We start from the raw sequence: 17,671 nt of genomic DNA, 5'->3' as shown, positions 1-17,671 counted from the left end.
GATGAATCTGGCGTTGACTTCCAAAAAAATGGAAGGTATCCTCGTTTTCCACCAGCATGCCTATCGACCACAAACCTATTCGGAAAGTGCCACTGAGCTCATTTTCTATGGATGGTAATACGCGAAAAAAGGGCTCAGAGATTGTTGTTATCTTTTTCGCTCTCGCCCTTATCAGCCTGGTTATTCCCGGGACCTGTTCAGCGGTGCCTGACGATACCCCGCGGATAACCCCGTTCATAACCTATCCTGATCTCCCGGTAACCAACGACTCTCTTTCCAATCATACGCTCCCCGCCGATTACCAGGCAACCCCAACCCTCCTCAAAGTCCAGGTTGAATTGCCCGATACCGCGTTACCCGCACCGAAAGGGGAAATGGCAGCCGGTCCCCGGGCAATTGGGTTTTCAACCGATCCGGTCTCTCTTGCGATCGTCATACTTGCGATTCTCGTCGCAGCAGCCGGTGTATTTTGGTACCTGAAACGAAAACCGGATGAAGAAAACCGGGAGTGAAAAAAATACAAAACATATCGGCTTTTCGGTGAAATGAATGGAGAACTCCAGAATTAAGTAGATTACAAAGATGGAGGCTGATGCCCCCATACCCCCAAAATAAGATGAACGCCGCCGCCCCCGATGGGACGCCCCCGCGGCGGTTCGGGTGGTGTTTTCTTATAACCGCGATTCGAAAAAAATGCCTTGCCCAGCGAGGACCAAAACGAGGCGGCCGAGCGACCCTATCAGGGGTGGGGAACATCACAATCAAAATTAAAAACCATATTTTACCCCCCCAAAACGGCAGAGAACTAAAATATCAGTCATGAAAAAACCGAAAAAATTTCCGTAGCAGTGATGTATTCATTGACGATCAGCGCGTGCAGTGAGGGTTCGGAAAAGATCTGTTTGAGCCCCCGACCTCTGAACCTGCTTGCCCGGGCAGAAGCACCACATCCTCAGAACAGCGTCTTCTGGGGGTTTTTGAGATGCCGTTGCGCCGCGGGAGTGGTCTGCCTGCCCTGCGGGGTCCGTTTTAAAAAACCGATCTGGATGAGGTAGGGTTCGTACACCTCTTCAATCGTCCGGGTCTCCTCTCCTACCGATATGGCAATGGTCTTTGCCCCGACCGGCCCCCCCCCGAAATCCTCGGCAATAACCGACAGGATGCGCCGGTCCAGTTCGTCCAGCCCGAGCTCGTCGATCTGCATGAGGGAAAGAGCGTTCTTTGCGATCTCTGCCGTGATCGTCCCGTCCCCCTTTACCACCGCAAAGTCCCGCACTCTCCGCAAGAGGCGGTTGCCAATCCGTGGCGTACCCCTGCTCCGCTGGGCGATCGCTGCAGCACCGTCCGGGGTGATGGGAATTTTTAAGATGCCGGCGCTCCGCGTGATGATCTCGACAAGTTCTGCCGGGGAGTACAGATTCAGGCGGATAATAATGCCGAACCGGTCCCGGAACGGCGAACTCAGCAGGCCCTGCCGGGTGGTTGCCCCGATCAGCGTGAAGTGTTCGAGCGTGAGTTTGATCGAACGGGCGCTCGGGCCTTCACCGATCATCACATCGATGAAAAAATCCTCCATCGCGGGGTAGAGGATCTCCTCAACTACCGGGTTCATGCGATGGATCTCGTCGATGAAGAGCACGTCCCCGTTTTTCAGTGCCGTAGCCAGGGCGGCCACATCCCCGGGCTTGTCGAGCACCGGCCCCGTTGTTGTCCGGATCGTCGCGCCCATCTCGTGCGCTATGATGTAGGCAAGGGTGGTCTTGCCCAGCCCCGGCGGGCCTGAGAACAGGATGTGATCGAGCGGTTCGTTCCGGAGCTTCGCTGCCTCGATGGCGATCTTCAGCGTCTCTTTTATCGGGTCCTGCCCTATGAATGCATCGAGAGAGGCCGGGCGGAGCGTGAGCTCCTCACCTTCATCCGGCAGGGGTTCGGGAGATATGATCCGTTCGCTCATGGCAGTATCAGTGTTCTTTGAGGTTTACCAGTGCCGCTTTGATCAGGGTCTGGATGGACGGCTCTGTTAATCCTGCGGCGGAGATCCGGACCGCATCGTACGAGTCCTTCTCGGCAAAACCCAGCGAGATGAGCGCACTGGCTGCATCGTGGATCAGGTGATCTGCTTTTCCGGTTCCCGCCGGGGGCATGGAATCGCGTACTTTTTTGATCTTGTCCCGGAGTTCAAGGATGAGCCGCTTTGCACCCTTGCTCCCGATCCCCGATATCCGTGTCAGGCTTTTCTCATCTTCGGAGAGGATTGCCATTACAAAGTCTTCGATCGTGATCTGGGAGAGGATATTGATGGCAGTCTGGGGGCCGATTCCCGAGACGCCAATGAGGATGGAAAATATTTCCCGCTCGCTTGCGTGGAGGAACCCGTACAGGGTGATGGCATCTTCCCGGACTGTCATGTGGGTGAAGAGTTTTACCTTCCCCTTCCGGCCTGCGATCTCCTGCACCTCGGGAACGGGTACATATACGCGGTACCCAATGCCGTTGACGTCCAGTACCACCCACCGGTCCCCGGTCTGGACCGGTTCACCGTACAGATGCGCGATCATTGTACTATCTCATGATGTGGATATGACATAAGGCAATCGAAAGACCATCCGCCGCATCATCCGGTCTGGGCACCTCATCGAGATGGAGCAGGCGCTTGATCATCTCCTGCATCTGTGCCTTGTCCGCCCGTCCGGATCCGGTGATGGCCTGTTTTATCTGGTTCGGGGTATACTCTTCGACCGGCAGACCGTGCTGCTCTGCGGCAAGGAGTATCACCCCCCGCACCTCGCTCACGCTCATCGCAGACGTGACATTCTTGGTAAAAAAGAGTTTCTCCATGGCCAGGTAATCCGGGGAATAGCGGGTAAAGAGTGCGGTAATTTCTGAATATATCTCCAGCAGCCGCTCTGCCTGGCGCCTGCCTGCCTTGGTCTCGATACACCCATAACAGACCGGCGTTATCACTCCTTTCTCTACCCGTATCACGCCATACCCGAGCCGGGCAACGCCGGGATCAATGCCTATGACGATCATGGCAGGTGCCGAACCGGAAGGGTGTATTCCTTTGTGAAAATTTCTTCAGCCATACAACTATCATCCATGGACCGGCAAGGTCACTGCTTTGCCGTTGCTTCGGTCAGCTTTTCCACATTGCTCCGGGTAAAAAACCCGTCAAAACTGCCATACCGTTGAATATATTCCGTGACGATCATGGTGTGCGGGGAGGGTTCGGAGAAGATCTGTCTGAGCCCCTCCGTCTCTGAACCTACGAGTTCGAGCAGGAACTCCATGCCCTCTTTTTTGAGCAGGGCAACGGTCTCTTCGATCTTTTCGGTCTGGAACGCCATGTGGTGAACCCTCGTCCCGTAATTCTGGATAAACTTCTCGGTTGGCCCGGATGTCTCGTCACTGGTATACGGGGTGATTCCTGAAGTGAAGACCATGGCAAAGTCCTCCTTGTTGCGCCGGGCTACGCTCGTGATCGAGTTGAGTGACTTGACGTGCACGCCGAAATCGTAGTGATAGTTGGTCAGCGAGATGAACTCAAGGATTGCACTGGTCCGATCCTGCGCTTTGACCCGGGTGGCAGCATGATCGAGCGGTCCAATATTTTTCAGGTGCCGGTATGCCGGCTTGGTAATGTCAGGAGATATGGCAGTCGCCCCTGCCGGGGCATGGGTTTGCATCCCGTCCATCCACTCTATAAAGCCGATGGAATTGCCGGTATACGGGGAAGGGGCGGTCTGGATAAAAGAGAAGTAATCCGATACGAGAGGTTCAGGTGTCAGGAATTTTGTCCCCCGCTCCTTCTGGATGGCCACGTACTCGTTGATATCCGGTGTGGAAAAAACAAAACTCTCGAGCCGGGTGTTGGGAAGATGTCCGGCGAGTCGTGCGGTATTTGCCCCGGCAAACGGGTTTGAAGAACTGTCCCGCGAACGGACGATCAGCGAGGCCGAACCGGGTACGGAGAGCACATAGCTCTGTGAATCCCCCTCAAAGAAGGCCTCTGTGCACGCGAGTCCGGTATACCGCAGCAGCTCATAGACTGCAGGTACGAGATGGTCGGTCTCGGTGGTGATGATCACCGAGTCAAGCCCTCCCACGAGCCCATCAAGCCCGGCGTCCCTGCGCTCATCAAGAGCCGCAGCGACCCTCTCAATGAGGAGATTCTCCTGTACAGACGCTGAATCGAGCGCAGAATCCTGTGATGTGGTCATAAGTCCGCCAACACTCCTGTGTATAGATACGGTGTCCCGGTCATAAAAATTGCGAAGGAAAAAGCACAGGGAATGATTACAAAACCGTGGATCCCCGATCTGCTGCATTCACCGGACAATAAATACTAGTTATATGGGCACGCAATATGGAATAAAGGAGAAAGTATGAAAAACGTTCATGAACCAACGTATTCCTTTGTCATTCTTACCCTTGTCCTCATTGCGGTCAATACCCTCATCGCCCGGCTCTGCGTCATCGCATTGCCTGGCGGCGTTGGGGGGATTTCTTCGTTCTATGTTGCCGTAGCGTTTATGATCCTCTTCACTCTCTGGTTTGGTGCCTATGGGGGGATTGCTGCCTATGCCGGTACTCTTATCGGATCCGGGCTCCTCTCCACCAACCCGGCCATTCCCATCGATGTTGCAATTTACTGGTCGATCGCCGGCCTCCTGCAGGTCCTCATCCCGCTCGTTGCCCTGCGCTCCTTTGAATGGGATCCGGGTCTTGAGACCCGGCGGGACTGGACGCTGCTGCTGCTCTTTGGTGTATTGATCAACAATGTTGTAGGTGCAGCCTGGGGTGCTTATACCCTCGCGCTCGGGAATGTCATTACATCCAGCCAGATCGGGAGCGTCTTTTCCGCCTGGCTTATCGGAAACATTATCGTAACGATCCTTATCGTGCCACTCGCACTCCGCTACTTTACGCCAAAAGTCCGGAAATCAAAACTCTTTGTCAGGTATTACTGGGAATAGGCAGATCATATTCCTGCCCACCTTTTTTTTGTGTAAAAATTATGGCTCTTTGCTGAAATGAATGGGGAACTCATGAATCAAGTACATTACAAAGATGGGGGCTGATGCCCCTATACCCCCAAAATAAGATGAACGCCGCCGCCCCCGATGGGACGCCCCCGCGGCGGTTCGGGTGGAGTTTTCTGCTTTGTAGAAATTATTTGGAAAACTCTGACGTTCTCGGGGGCTTCGCCCCCGCCACTGGGGCACCCCCCATTGCGATGACAACGTATTACCTGTAACCTTACTCGGGCTATCGCACTGCGCCCGTCCCCCAACGGGGGACTGGTGGCGCAAGAGGGGGGCAATATATAATAAAAAAAAAGTTTTCTACAGAGCAGTGTTTTCTTATAACCACGATTTTAAAAAAATACTATGCCCAGCGAGGCCCCGACAAGGCGACCGGGTGACCCCATCAGGGGGAGGAACATCACAACCACAATTTTAGAAACCTATTTTACCCGCACAAAACGGCGAAGAACTAAAATTATTATCCTGTGTTTTGTTCCTGGGATTGTAAGGACTTCTTCCTGCTGATGCTGATGATTATCGGGACGAGAAGATAGACCAGCAGGGAGAACGGGGGTGAAAGAATTGCCACCCCAATGCCGAGGATCGCAACGGATGGGACGGCTGCAAGGATCCAGAACCGGTATCCTTCCTTAGCGATGTCAAATCTCGTGTCACAGAGATGGTTGCGCCGGCAGATGTACATCCACTGGCCAAGAAAGAGAGAACCAACGATCAGGAGATTTGCATGGAAAAGAAGCACGGCGATCATCACCCCGTCATAAGCTCCTGACACGTCGGTGGTGAACGGGATCAGGACAATGAAGATGAGCATCGCAATATTGAACCGGAGGACCGTTGGATCAACGATTGTCAGATAATGAAACTGGCGGTGGTGTTCGATCCAGAAGAGGGCTAGTACCAGAAATGCGATAATGAAGAGAATAAACTGCGGCAATAATTTTTCAAGGTAACCGGGGAGCTCAGTTGCGGCATGGCTCACGGATAATTCCGGCATAGCGATACCGAGAACGAGCAGGGTCATGGCGAACGCAAAGATCGTGTCCACCAATGTCTCGAGTCGCCCTTTGGAGATCCGGTGGGGATTATCCTGTTCAAATCCGCCCATACAGTATAGTATTCCGGGACACGGGTAAATCTTTTATTCTTCTCTTTTGCATCCGTTCGGCCCCGATAGGGAAAAATCAGGAGGATTCGCTGACAGCTTCCGGATCCGCTTCCATCAGGAGTGAAACCAGGCACATCCCGCTTACCACAATAAAGAGCAGCAGGCTTACCCAGAGCAGGACTCCCTGCAACATCAGGAATGTTGCCCATAACATTGCCACAAGCACGATGAGGTAAAAGAAGATCCAGCCCCTCATCTTCTGCGAACTTTTCACATCCAGAAAGACAAAGACCGGATTTAATCCTGCAATGAGGGCAAACATGAGGGAGAACTGGAATATCTCCCCCTGGCGAATCAGGAACACTGCCCAGAGCGCGGCTGCAAACACGATCAGAAAGAAGATGATCCGTGTACGCTGGAGTGGTGTGAACGGCACGGCACCCATAGTGTAGCATTGTCAACCCACTATAAAAAGAGATGGTATAAAACAGATTCGCAATGATTCCCATAAACCGGGGAACTGCACGTTTTACGCCACAAGATCCTCGTCTTCTGCCTGCCACTTCGGCGAAACGATACAGAGAAAGGTAAGATTACCCTTGCCGGAATTCCGGATCCACTGGCGGGCACGGGGTGGGATCAGGATGATCTGGCCCGGTGTCGCGGGTGCTGCTTCATTGTCGATATGCATCTCTCCCGATCCCTCAAGGATGTAGTAGAGTTCCGTGGATTTTTTCAGGATATGGGGAAGTGTGGACTCCCCGGGCGGGATGATGGCATGGGCAACACTGCATTCCAGATCGTGTGCCCCGGTCACCTTGTCGGGATGCAGCAGCTCGCAGAGGATTGAGCGGTCGATGACACGTTCATGAGGGCAGTGGGCGATATCACGGATGATCATGGAAAAATCACTGGGTAAATGGTGTACAATAATGGGTGAAGAGCGTATTCTTTCGTGAACCGGTTTAACCTCTGAAACACAGAGATTTTTTAGTCATCGCATACCTTTTTACCGATCAGCAATCATCCTTACATGGAGAATGAAATCATGAAGATCATCGGCATCAATAGCAGCCCGAAAGGAGAGAAGAGCCAGACCCGGCGGCTGGTGATGGCCGTTCTTGAGGGAGCACGGCAGAGCGGGGCGGATATTACGTTTGTGGATATCTGTGGCCTTGAGATCAAGTACTGCACGGCATGCGGTACCTGTTACGCAAAAGGCGAGTGCATCCATGACGATGATTTCCCCGCGCTGCTTGAGAAGATGCTGGATGCGGACGGCATCGTGCTCGGCTCCCCGAATTACATCAACCAGGTCACCGCACAGCTCAAGACGATGCTCGACCGGATGGCGGATGTGATCCACTGTCAGTACTTTACCGGGAAGTATGGATGTGCAGTCTGCACCGCGGGCGGATCCCACGTGGACGAGGTCGCCGATTACATGAACTTTACGCTCGGCAACTTCGGGGCGATGACGGTGGGGAAAGTCGGGGTCCTTGTTGGTGCAGATCCGAACGCAATCGTCGGCGCTGAGAAGCAGGCAAAGGAGCTGGGACGGAAACTGGCTGATGCGATCAGGACGAAGTGGGCAGACCCGGCGCAGGAGAAGAACCTGAACGAACGTAAGGAATATTTCAAGCGGCTGGTAGCGTTCAACAAGGATCTCTGGACAAACGAGTACGATCACTGGAAGGGGCTTAAGGAACTGAAGTAATTTTTTACCCTCCCCTCACCAGATACCCCAGATCCCCCAGCGCTTTTTTAATCGCATGTACGTGTTCCATTCCCCTTGTCTCCAGCTCGAGATCTACCCGCGCCTGGTATGCTGCGGTATCGCTCTCACCCTGTATGTGCTGGATCGAGAGGATATTGCCCTTCTCTTTTGCTATCGTAAAGAGGAGCCGGGCAAGGGTGCCGGGCTGGTCATCGAGCAGCACCGAAAAGCGGACGATTCTCCCGTGTCTCAGGAGCGACTGCCTCAGTATCCGGAAGAGCTGCGGGCTGTCCACATTCCCGCCGCTGATCACGAGCACGACCCTGCTGCCCGGTTTTACCGGAATGGATCCGTTCAGGAATGCAGCAAGCGGTGTTGCTCCCGCACCCTCGGCAATTACATGTTTGCGTTCCATTAACAGGAGCATCGCATCCGCGATCTCATCTTCCGAAGCGAGCGCAATCCTGTCCACCAGTTCCTGTAAAACCGGCAGCGTTTCTGCTCCTGTCTGCATGACGCGTATCCCGTCGGCTATCGTCTGCCCGGCAGCAACTCTCACCGGCCCTACGGTTTTCAGGGCTTCGTATGCAGAGGGGCAGGCTTTTGCCTGTGCACCGATGATCGAAATATCCGGTCGCAACCCTTTGGCAGCGATCGCGATCCCTGCGATCAACCCGCCTCCCCCCACCGGGACGACGATCATGTCTGCATCCGGGAGATCATGGAGGATCTCGAGTGCCATGGTTCCCTGTCCCGCAATAACTTCCTCATCGTCATACGGGTGGATGAACAGTCCCCCTTCCCGTGCGATCTCCACTGCCTGTTCGATGCTCTCTTCAAGCGTGAGGCCGGCGATGATCACGTTCGCGCCATACCCCCGGGTTGCCTCCTGCTTGGCAATCGAAGTCCATTCCGGCATCACGATCGTTGCCGGGATCCCGGCACGCTGAGCGGCAATCGCAACACCCTGTGCATGATTTCCGGCCGATGCAGCAATTACCCCGTGCTCTTTACACCGTTCAGGACAGGAAAGGATCTTGCAGGTAGCGCCCCGCACCTTGAACGAACCGGCTTTCTGGAGCGTCTCCAGTTTCAGGTAGACCTCTGCTCCTGCCATTGCAGAGATCGTGGGGGAATACACAAGCGGTGTACGAATGATATGGGGGGCGATCAGCACCTGAGCATGCCGGATATCAGCAAGCGAGACCATGATGAGAAGATATCCTGAAAGGATATGAGGTTTGCGGCGTTTTTTTAGTCTGGTCAGAGCTCCCCGATATCTTCGTTCCAGAGCCGGGGATTTTTTCGGATGAATTCCTGCATCATGGTGACACATTTTCCAAGATCCAGATCGATAACCACGATGCCATGCTCTTCCATAAAGGCACGGGCACCGGTAAAATTCCGGGATTCACCCACGATGACTTTTTTTATCCCGAACTGGACTGCTGCACCGGCACAGAGATAGCAGGGCATGAGCGTGGAATAAAGCACGGTATCCCGGTACGTCCCAATCCGCCCGGCATTGCGCAGGCAGTCGATCTCCGCATGGATGATCGGGTCTCCTTCCTGCACCCGGCGGTTGTGTCCCCTGCCGATGATTAAATCTCCCCGCACCAGGACCGAGCCTATGGGAATTCCCCCTTCTGTAAGCCCTTTCATTGCTTCTTCAATCGCTTCCTGCATGAACGGATCCATGGTACATTCCACCTCTTTTAGATTGCTTGGTTTTTCCGGTTTTTTTTGTGTCAGCGCCGTTACCAGACCTCAGGTATCCCGTCAATCAGTGGCGCCAGAAAGACGTATGCGGGAAGGAGCAGCCCGGCAACAATGGCATTGTAAAACGGCAGGGATGTGACCGTTATAACCCCGAGGGCGAAGGCCCAGATGAGAAACCCGATCGCAGAGATGCTAATCTGTACCACATCGGTAATATTCTCTCCTTTCCAGAGATATAGGACCGTTCCCAGGACCCCGAGGATCAGGATCCAGCGTGCCACCACGGGATACCACGATTCGGTGCCGGACAGGAAGTACGTGATTCCATATACTGCGATAAACAGGGCGATTGTTTCCACGGGAATATATTTGATCAACCGCTCCCGGTAGGAATCATTGGGTATGTCCCGGCTGGCATCTCCCTTTACCCTGAACAGGACTGCATCCCGGTTCCGCCGGGTCACCACTAACCGCATGATCTCTTCACACCTTTTCTTTTAGAGCATCCTCTGGCGGGCTTATCATATCAAGCCATCGCAGCAGGATTGTACCTGAAATACTGGTACCCTCAGGGAAAAAAAGATGAACGGCTGGTATTTATTATGCCGCTCGTTTCTTGATCATTTCGAGCGCTTCAAACGCTTCCCGGCGCACGGACACGTTCTCATCGGACAGGAGGCTGGTGATGTGATCGACCGCTTTCTGGTCGCCGATCTCACCGAGAAGAAGCACCGCACGCCTCCGGACATCGCTCTGGTCGTCTTTTAAGACCATGATGAGGGGTGTGGTTGCCGGCTGGCCGAGCATCCAGAGTGCTTCCATAGCACCGGTTCTCATCCGTGTGTCCCCCTCGCGGAAGACCTGCATGAGCGGTGCGATTGCCGGTACACCGAGTGCTGCCAGCGACTTGACGACTTCGATGCGAACCGGCCGTTCCGGGTCATCGAGCACGCCGATGATGGGGGAGATCGCCCGGGTATTGCCGATCTGGCCGAGCACTTCCACGGCACCCTTGCGGATACCGGGGTTCTGGTCACCGAGCGCTTTGATCAGGGGATCTACGGAGGGTTCCCCGATCGTGACAAGTGCGAGTGCTGCCCTGCGCTGGACATCATCATTGGGATCAATGAGCGCCCGTATGAGTGGTTCAATGGCCGGCTCGCCCAGCGAGCAGAGTGTTGCCATCGCTGCCATGCGGACATGCTCCCGGGCATCGTTGAGGATTTCGATCAAAGGCCCGACAGCCCGTGGATCCCCAATACGACCGAGTGCAACTGCACTCTCGTGCCTGACCCAGGGATCGGCATCTTTTAATGACTCGGTAAGGTGGCTGACTGCCCGTGTCTCACCCATGACACCCAGAGCCTGCACCGCCCCACGACGGATGAGTGGTTGACTGTGCTTTACGGCCTGGACTAAGGGACCTACGGAGGGTTCACCAACCAGCTGGAGAGCCCGGATTGTTTCCTGGCGCACATCGTCGGAAGCCTCATCCAGCGCACCGATGAGGGGTGCTACTGCCGGAACACCAATCTTGCCAAGGGTGTCTGCCGAGCCGCGCCTGATGATCCAGTACTCGTCTTTGAGCCCCCGAATGAGCGGCTCGATGAATGGCTCACCGAGATCCCCGACCGATCGTACGGCATTCCACCGGGTGTCAAGGTCCCCTTCGGTAAGGGCCCTGAGGAAATTATCGTAGCGCTCCTTTTGTGCAAGGCGACGCGCCTGCTCTTCCTCCTCACCCTTGCCTGATTTGAACAAATTGAGGAATTTCTTTGTGATACTCATGGGACATCTCCGAACGAATATTAGTATAAAATCCCTCAAATAGGTATCGGATATCCAATCCGTTGGATTATGTCGCTCCTGCTTTTATTTTGGAAAAATAATGATGAGGGTAAATCTCCCACACCCGGTAAGAGATTCTTATATTCAAAATCGGTTGTTACCAGAAAGCCACTCAATTGTTCAAAAAATACGGGTTGAAAAAAAGAATACGATTATGATGCATAACCAACGGTGAATTGGACATTACCTGAGGAGGTTTTGGGGACATCATAAACATACATGGTGTAGACGCCCGTTGGCATGGTAGAATCGAGTGTGTACTTAAAAATCCATGTTTTATCTGCCAGCACCGAGAACGTACCCAGTTCAATACCGCCGGCATATTGCCCGGGCCCGTATAATACCAATATCACGTTCGGGGCACCTGTTGTGCACTGACCGGAAAAGGTTACAACATCTCCCGTGCCCGCAGAATAACTGCTTGGCGATATTGATACGAGTCCACCCCCAATCACGGTAAATTCAATTCTCTCAGACGTGGTTTTCCAGGGGTCGGATACGATCATGGTGTATGAACCCGAATCTACAGAAGAACCCGGATTCCAGGTATAACTCCAGGTGCCGAGCCCGTCAACGTTTTGCTGGACCAGCGATACCCCGCCGGCATATTTTCCCGGCCCGTATAGTGTCAGCAATACCTGATCCGTTCCAACTGCTCTTCCCGAAAAAAGATTTGAATCCCCGATAATCATCATCTTTTTCCCCACCTGTATGGTTACTTCTGTCGGTGCGGGTGTCGGTATTGGGGTTGATGTCCTGGTGATCTCCCCGGGTAACTGCGCTGTTGCCTGAGGGGTTAATGCAGCATAATAGTTTGAAGAACCCTTTGTGACGGTGATGGCAGTTGACCAGCTCTGGTATCCGGCATGGCGGTATTCAAGCGTATGGGGCCCTGCTACAATTTCCGGAATGGTGACCGGGGTGGTTCCCCGGTACTGGTTGTCAAGATAGACCTCAGAGCCCGTGGGTGACGATGAAAGAATGAGTGTTCCTTTTCCTGAATCCGGACTTGATACACATCCGGATAGCAGCACCAGTAACACAAAAACAACCAAAGAGATTATCCCAATCTTATGATTCATTGCTCTTCAAGCCTCTCACGATAAGCGTTATTCCGCAGCGTTAAATAGGTTTGCCACTCGGGACTGCCGTTTTTTCAGGTCTGGCAGGTGAAAACACACAGGACTAAGCAGTATGGCAGAATGGGCAGCCATCAATGCCTTTTTGTAAGGTCGAGAATCTCACGGGCCAGTGCCACACTCTTGTCCTCATCGGTCATGAGGGTATCTGACCTGACGGCATCGCTCACCTCGACCGGGTCACGGATATCCTGTACAAAGATATCGATCAACCCGTCATAACAGTTGAAGGTGCCCAGAGAGCTCGGTTCGAATCCGGATGCCTGCATGAGAGCACCCGCAGGACCACTGATCGGCTCTGTTCCAATAAACGGGCTCACCGCGATCACGAGTTTATCTTTGAGTGCGTTTTTCATCCCATCACAGGAAAGAATCGGCAGAATGCTGGTGATCGGGTTTGAAGGGCCGATCACCACAACATCACTCGCTCCGATTGCTGCCAGTCCCTCTTCGGTTGCAACCGGGGGCTCAGTAAAACTCCGGGTGACCTTCTGGATCTCAATTTTCCCCTTTGCCCGTATCCAGTACTCCTGGAAATGAATGAGGCCGATATCGGTCCGGACCTGGGTTGTCACTTCAGTATCGGTCATGGGAAGCACATTTTCCCGGACCCCGAAGCGGTCACAGAGGATTTTTGTTGCATTGGTCAGGCGCATTCCGTTTCGCAGCATCTCGCCGCGGGCAATGTGTACTGCCCGGTCCCGGTCGCCGATTGCGATAAATTCATCGATTCCCAGCCGGGTGATCTCATCATGGGTGGTGAACGTATCGTTTCTGATCCCCCACCATGTATCCGTGTTGAGGATGCCGGAGAAGAGATACATGACCGTGTCAACATCCGGTGAGATGTGGTTTCCCGAGATCCAGATGTCTTCAGCCGTGTTGACAATGACCGATATCTCGTGACGGTCCATCACTTTCTGCATGCCCCGCAGGAGTTTGGGGGTGCCCGTCCCGCCCGAAAGGAAAGTTATCATTACTCAATACTTTTATGCGATGTATATGAAGATTCTTTAGTGAATTTAAAGATAATCAAAGACCCGGTCCATGGCTATGTTGAAGTGGAGGAGTTTGCCCTTGCCCTGCTCGATTCCCCGGCACTCCAGCGCCTCCGCTACATCAAGCAGCTCGGTTTTTCTTATCTTGTATATCCCGGTGCCAACCATACACGGTTCGAACATTCGCTGGGGACGATGTTCCTTGCGGATGTCGCGTGCCGGCGGTTTGGACTTTCGGATGATGAGCGCAGGCTGGTGGTCGCTGCCGCCCTCCTCCATGACATTGGTCATGGCCCGTTCTCCCATGCCAGTGAACCGCTCATGGAACAGTTCCTGCACCGGACCCATGATGACATTCACCTGATCGTCGAGGAGCATGTGGGAAGCCTCCTCCGGACCCTGGATATCGATCCCGACGTACTCTGTGCGGTGGTGAAAGGGAACCACCCGCTCTCCGGGATCATCCACGGGGATCTCGATGTGGACCGGATGGATTACCTGCTCAGGGATGCGTATTTCACCGGCGCCCCGTATGGCACGGTGGATGCCCAGCGTCTTATCCGGCATCTGATCCGGACGGACGAAGGGACGGTGATCGATGAGAATGGGGTGAATGCCGCCGAGTCGCTCCTGATCGCACGCACGCTGATGCGCCCGTCCGTATATTACCACCATGTCAGCCGGATTGGGGAGTGTATGTTCCAGCTGGCGGTTCTTGAGCATCTCACCGATGCACCTGGTACCACAGCCAAACAAATTCTCACGATGGATGATTACGGGTGCATGCATGCATTACAGACTTCGGAAAAACCTGTTGCCCGGGCACTTGCAGCACGGTTATACGAGCGCCGGCTCTACAAACGGGCCCTCTCTGTAGGGAGCGACCAGGTCAATGCAGCGGCATTCCATGACGGTGCCCCCCTTGAAAAATGCCGGGATTTTGCCACCCGTATCGCTGAACAGGCAGGGATCCTGCCGCATGAGGTACTGGTTGACATCCCCTCCATCCCCAGCGAGATGTCGCTTGGTGTCCGGGTGAAGAACCGTCATGCCGTTGTGGATTTCGAAGAGTTCTCTCCCCGTGTGCGGACGCTCAATGCCACCCGGCGGGAACAGTGGCGTCTCGGGGTATATACCCTTCCCGGACAGCAGGAGCGTGTTGCCGATGCAGCCTGCGGGGTCCTGCACATTAAAAAGCCGACCCGGCAGGACACATTATTTTAAAAGGCGGAAACCGGGCCGGTTTGCGACCGGCTCTGCATAAATAAACAATAATATGCTCCCGTGCCTAACATTCCCCATGATGAAGCACAGTGTTTTAGTTATCCTTGCACTGATCATAGCCGGGGTGATGGTAGCAGGGTGCACCCAGAGCCCGGCAGTATCCGCTACAGTCCCCACGCCAACTGCCGCGACTGCTGTTGTTACCCCGACGCAGGCCCGCCCCTCGTTTACGATGGGAGATCATTATCTCCAGAAGTCCTACTCGTTCCAGAGTGAGAAGGATGTATTTGTCGAGCAGTTCCGTGTGGATAACCCGGCATGGGGCATTGAGTTTGATGTCCTCCCGCTCAACGACAATACCATCTACTGCTGGTTCGAGATGAAGGTGACCAACATCGATACCGGCCAGGTTGATACGTATGGGTACGGCAGGGAGAACGGGTTTGACCTTAAAAACCAGATCCCCATGTATACCACCGGGCCATACAAGCTTGAGATGAAGGGAAACCGGGTCAAAGTGGATGTTACTGCGGCCAAACGCAATCCCTAGGTGAACTGGTATGAACGAAGACTGGATTGTTATTGTCAGCGGGATCGTGGCAATTGTCCTGATCCTTGCCATCATCTTCTATAACCTGAAGGCCGCTGAACGCAGGATGCACGAGAATTCCCACAAACTCAGGGTCTATACCGATCTGCTCAATGCGATCACGGAACTGAACCTTGCCGGTGGCGATCCCTACAAGATGGACATTGCAAAAAAGAACCTTGCGCTCACCCTCAACCGTCTCAACCTTGTCGGAAGTACCGGGGTGCTGAAAAGTACCAACGACCTGCTGGATTTCTTAAACGAGCACAAGGAGAAGGAGTATGATACGATACGGCTCCACAATATCCTCAACACGCTCGTGATTGAAGCGCGCCGTGACTTAAACCCGTCCCATGCCCGCAGGGTTGAGGATGCTCAGGTCAGGTACCGCTTCTTTGCTCCGCCCAAAACCAAGTAACCTCCTGCCCGGGGGGAGAGATCCCGGCATAAACTCTTTTTGTCTTCAATCCGACATTGCTATCACAGGAAAGGGCAGGGTTTATGAAAAAAGAGTATGTTGTCGGAGTGACGGGGGCAAGCGGGACCTGCTATGCCCGCCGCCTGCTTGAGGTGCTGTGCCGGGATGCCAACGTCCATCTTATTGTATCAGATATTGCGCAGCAGATTGCCACCCACGAGGGTGTCTCGTTTGAAGGGTTCAATGCAACGGTCCATCACATCGATAAGATGGGGGCATCGATCGCAAGCGGTTCCCACAGGATCGACGGGATGGTCGTGATCCCGTGCAGTGCCAAGACCCTGTCGGCGATTGCAACCGGGTACGCCGACAACCTGATCACCCGGACAGCGGATGTCTGTCTGAAAGAGGGCCGGAAATGCATTCTTGTCCCCCGGGAAACCCCGCTCTCAAAAATCCACCTGAAAAATATGCTCGCTGCCGAAGATGCCGGGGCCCTGATCATGCCTGCCTGCCCTGCCTTCTACCATCACCCGAAGACCATCGATGATCTGGTGGATATGGTCGTTGCCCGCGTGCTCGACCACCTTGAGGTAGAACATTCGCTTGCACAACGCTGGAGTGGTTACGATGCGTGAATTTATTGAAAAGATGCGTAAACAGGGGCTTGTTATCGAGGTAAAAGAGCCCGTGTCTGCAGATATGCAGGCGGCTAAGATGGCGAGCACTACTGACAAGCTCCTCTTCTTTTACAATATCGAAGGCAAGCGTGCGGTGATGAACCTCACCGCCAGCCGGACCTCGCTCTCCCTTGCCCTTGGGATTGACGAGAAGAAGATTGTCCCAACGCTTGCCGATGCAAAATTCGATGGTAAGGTGGTCGAAGCCCCGCCGCTGAAGATGGAAAAGCCGGATCTCACCCGGATCCCTGTTATGCATCACTTCCCGAAAGATGCGGGAAAATACCTCACGTCTGCGATCGTCTTCTCCCGCTGGGACAGAGTGGAGAACGCATCGATCCACCGGATGCAGGTGCTCGATTCCCACCGGGTGGCGGCCCGGCTCGTAGAAGGCCGGCACACGCACGTGATGCTCAAAAAAGCGCTGGCAAAGGGGGAGAAACTCCCCGTTGCCGTTACGATCGGGACTCACCCGGCCGTCACGTTTGCAAGCTGCACCCGGGTACCGACGGGTATGGAACTCCCGTTTGCCGCAGAACTGATGGGCGGGGAGATGAAAGTGCACCGGTGCAGCAACGGCGTGCTGGTCCCGGATGCCGAGATCGTGCTGGAAGGGTTTATCACGGGGGATCTCACCGAGGAAGGGCCGTTTGTGGATATCACCGGGACCTATGATCCGATCCGCATGCAGCATATCATCGAATTCACCGGCATGTACCTGAAACCGGACTGTATCTACCACGGCATCCTGCCCGGTGGCGATGAGCACAAGATGCTGATGGGCGCACCGTATGAGCCGAAGATCTACAAGGCAGTGGCCGGGGTCACCGAAGTGCGCAACGTGGTGCTGACCAAGGGCGGGTGCGGATACCTCCATGCGGTGATCCAGATAAAGAAGAGCACGCAGGGCGATGCGAAGAACGCGATCATGGCTGCGTTTGCCGCCCATACCTCGCTCAAGCATGTGGTGGTGGTGGATGAGGATATTGATCCCAACGATCCCCATGACGTGGAGTACGCGGTTGCCACCCGGGTGAGCGGTGACCGGGATATCATGGTCATCACCGGTGTCCGGGGCTCGTCGCTCGATCCCTGCCAGCTTGAGGACGGCACGAATGTGAAAATCGGTGTCGATGCAACGATGGTGCTCGGGCGCGAGGCGGACTTCTCGCGTGCCACCTGGTGA

The 17,671-nt window shown here is 54.3% G+C and carries 21 protein-coding genes; 8 read left to right on the top strand and 13 right to left on the bottom strand.

The genetic code is table 11. The annotated features are described in order from the left end of the window. Window positions 1–107 precede the first annotated feature (107 nt). The gene (locus tag WC593_12775; protein ID MFA4826019.1) at window positions 108–512 is read left to right on the top strand and encodes a hypothetical protein; all 405 of its coding nucleotides are present in this window, start codon (window positions 108–110) and stop codon (window positions 510–512) included. Window positions 513–952: 440 nt separating this feature from the next. Here the strand turns inward: WC593_12775 and ruvB are convergent, their stop codons facing one another. The 4 genes from ruvB to WC593_12755 all read right to left on the bottom strand — a co-directional run bounded on the left by ruvB (window position 953) and on the right by WC593_12755 (window position 4,220). Then, on the bottom strand, window positions 953–1,954 hold the full coding sequence (gene ruvB, locus WC593_12770; protein MFA4826018.1) for a Holliday junction branch migration DNA helicase RuvB: 1,002 nt from the start codon (window positions 1,952–1,954) through the stop codon (window positions 953–955). Window positions 1,955–1,961: 7 nt separating this feature from the next. Next, window positions 1,962–2,558: a Holliday junction branch migration protein RuvA gene (ruvA, locus tag WC593_12765; GenBank protein ID MFA4826017.1), complete on the bottom strand. Its 597-nt coding sequence runs from the start codon at window positions 2,556–2,558 to the stop codon at window positions 1,962–1,964. Between the two features lie 4 nt (window positions 2,559–2,562). Beyond that, a complete protein-coding gene (gene ruvC / locus WC593_12760; protein ID MFA4826016.1) occupies window positions 2,563–3,033 on the bottom strand; it encodes a crossover junction endodeoxyribonuclease RuvC in 471 nt (156 codons plus the stop codon). Window positions 3,034–3,113: 80 nt separating this feature from the next. Next, a complete protein-coding gene (locus WC593_12755; protein MFA4826015.1) occupies window positions 3,114–4,220 on the bottom strand; it encodes a hypothetical protein in 1,107 nt (368 codons plus the stop codon). 165 nt (window positions 4,221–4,385) lie between these two features. On the opposite strand from WC593_12755, the gene WC593_12750 reads away from it, so the two are divergent. Further along, window positions 4,386–4,976, top strand: coding sequence for a hypothetical protein (locus WC593_12750; protein MFA4826014.1), 591 nt, complete (start codon window positions 4,386–4,388; stop codon window positions 4,974–4,976). Window positions 4,977–5,505: 529 nt separating this feature from the next. On the opposite strand, the gene WC593_12745 is transcribed toward WC593_12750, so the two are convergent. From WC593_12745 to WC593_12735, 3 genes are all read right to left on the bottom strand, one after another. Continuing rightward, complete coding sequence (locus WC593_12745) at window positions 5,506–6,153, bottom strand: TMEM175 family protein (GenBank protein MFA4826013.1); 648 nt, start codon at window positions 6,151–6,153, stop codon at window positions 5,506–5,508. Between the two features lie 76 nt (window positions 6,154–6,229). Next, a complete protein-coding gene (locus WC593_12740; GenBank protein ID MFA4826012.1) occupies window positions 6,230–6,598 on the bottom strand; it encodes a hypothetical protein in 369 nt (122 codons plus the stop codon). Window positions 6,599–6,682: 84 nt separating this feature from the next. Continuing rightward, window positions 6,683–7,054, bottom strand: coding sequence for a cupin domain-containing protein (locus tag WC593_12735; GenBank protein ID MFA4826011.1), 372 nt, complete (start codon window positions 7,052–7,054; stop codon window positions 6,683–6,685). Window positions 7,055–7,186: 132 nt separating this feature from the next. Here WC593_12735 and WC593_12730 point away from each other — a divergent pair, with 132 nt between their 5' ends. Then, the gene (locus WC593_12730) at window positions 7,187–7,870 is read left to right on the top strand and encodes a flavodoxin family protein (protein ID MFA4826010.1); all 684 of its coding nucleotides are present in this window, start codon (window positions 7,187–7,189) and stop codon (window positions 7,868–7,870) included. 4 nt (window positions 7,871–7,874) lie between these two features. On the opposite strand, the gene ilvA is transcribed toward WC593_12730, so the two are convergent. From ilvA to cofD, 6 genes are all read right to left on the bottom strand, one after another. Then, the gene (gene ilvA, locus WC593_12725) at window positions 7,875–9,080 is read right to left on the bottom strand and encodes a threonine ammonia-lyase (protein ID MFA4826009.1); all 1,206 of its coding nucleotides are present in this window, start codon (window positions 9,078–9,080) and stop codon (window positions 7,875–7,877) included. Between the two features lie 53 nt (window positions 9,081–9,133). Further along, window positions 9,134–9,568, bottom strand: a complete 435-nt coding sequence (locus tag WC593_12720; protein ID MFA4826008.1) for a nucleoside deaminase — start codon at window positions 9,566–9,568, stop codon at window positions 9,134–9,136. A gap of 59 nt (window positions 9,569–9,627) precedes the next feature. After that, window positions 9,628–10,065: a hypothetical protein gene (locus tag WC593_12715; protein MFA4826007.1), complete on the bottom strand. Its 438-nt coding sequence runs from the start codon at window positions 10,063–10,065 to the stop codon at window positions 9,628–9,630. 124 nt (window positions 10,066–10,189) lie between these two features. Continuing rightward, the gene (locus WC593_12710; protein ID MFA4826006.1) at window positions 10,190–11,377 is read right to left on the bottom strand and encodes a HEAT repeat domain-containing protein; all 1,188 of its coding nucleotides are present in this window, start codon (window positions 11,375–11,377) and stop codon (window positions 10,190–10,192) included. Between the two features lie 212 nt (window positions 11,378–11,589). Then, complete coding sequence (locus tag WC593_12705) at window positions 11,590–12,492, bottom strand: PEGA domain-containing protein (GenBank protein ID MFA4826005.1); 903 nt, start codon at window positions 12,490–12,492, stop codon at window positions 11,590–11,592. A gap of 158 nt (window positions 12,493–12,650) precedes the next feature. Beyond that, window positions 12,651–13,553: a 2-phospho-L-lactate transferase gene (gene cofD, locus WC593_12700; GenBank protein MFA4826004.1), complete on the bottom strand. Its 903-nt coding sequence runs from the start codon at window positions 13,551–13,553 to the stop codon at window positions 12,651–12,653. Window positions 13,554–13,592: 39 nt separating this feature from the next. On the opposite strand from cofD, the gene WC593_12695 reads away from it, so the two are divergent. From WC593_12695 to WC593_12675, 5 genes are all read left to right on the top strand, one after another. Then, the gene (locus WC593_12695; protein ID MFA4826003.1) at window positions 13,593–14,798 is read left to right on the top strand and encodes an HD domain-containing protein; all 1,206 of its coding nucleotides are present in this window, start codon (window positions 13,593–13,595) and stop codon (window positions 14,796–14,798) included. A gap of 76 nt (window positions 14,799–14,874) precedes the next feature. Next, window positions 14,875–15,348 (top strand): hypothetical protein, encoded by a 474-nt coding sequence (locus WC593_12690; protein MFA4826002.1) that lies wholly within the window; start codon window positions 14,875–14,877, stop codon window positions 15,346–15,348. Window positions 15,349–15,358: 10 nt separating this feature from the next. Further along, complete coding sequence (locus tag WC593_12685; GenBank protein MFA4826001.1) at window positions 15,359–15,805, top strand: hypothetical protein; 447 nt, start codon at window positions 15,359–15,361, stop codon at window positions 15,803–15,805. A gap of 83 nt (window positions 15,806–15,888) precedes the next feature. Then, window positions 15,889–16,443 carry a UbiX family flavin prenyltransferase gene (locus WC593_12680; protein MFA4826000.1) on the top strand — a complete coding sequence of 185 codons (555 nt, stop codon included), beginning with the start codon at window positions 15,889–15,891 and terminating at the stop codon, window positions 16,441–16,443. Further along, a complete protein-coding gene (locus WC593_12675; GenBank protein MFA4825999.1) occupies window positions 16,436–17,671 on the top strand; it encodes a UbiD family decarboxylase in 1,236 nt (411 codons plus the stop codon). The genes WC593_12680 and WC593_12675 overlap by 8 nt, the downstream gene beginning before the upstream one ends.

Source organism: Methanoregula sp. (genome assembly GCA_041645435.1).
Lineage (GTDB): Archaea > Halobacteriota > Methanomicrobia > Methanomicrobiales > Methanospirillaceae > Methanoregula.
The sequence above is the reverse complement of the archived record's forward strand: the minus strand, read 5'-3'. Positions and strand labels throughout refer to the sequence as shown.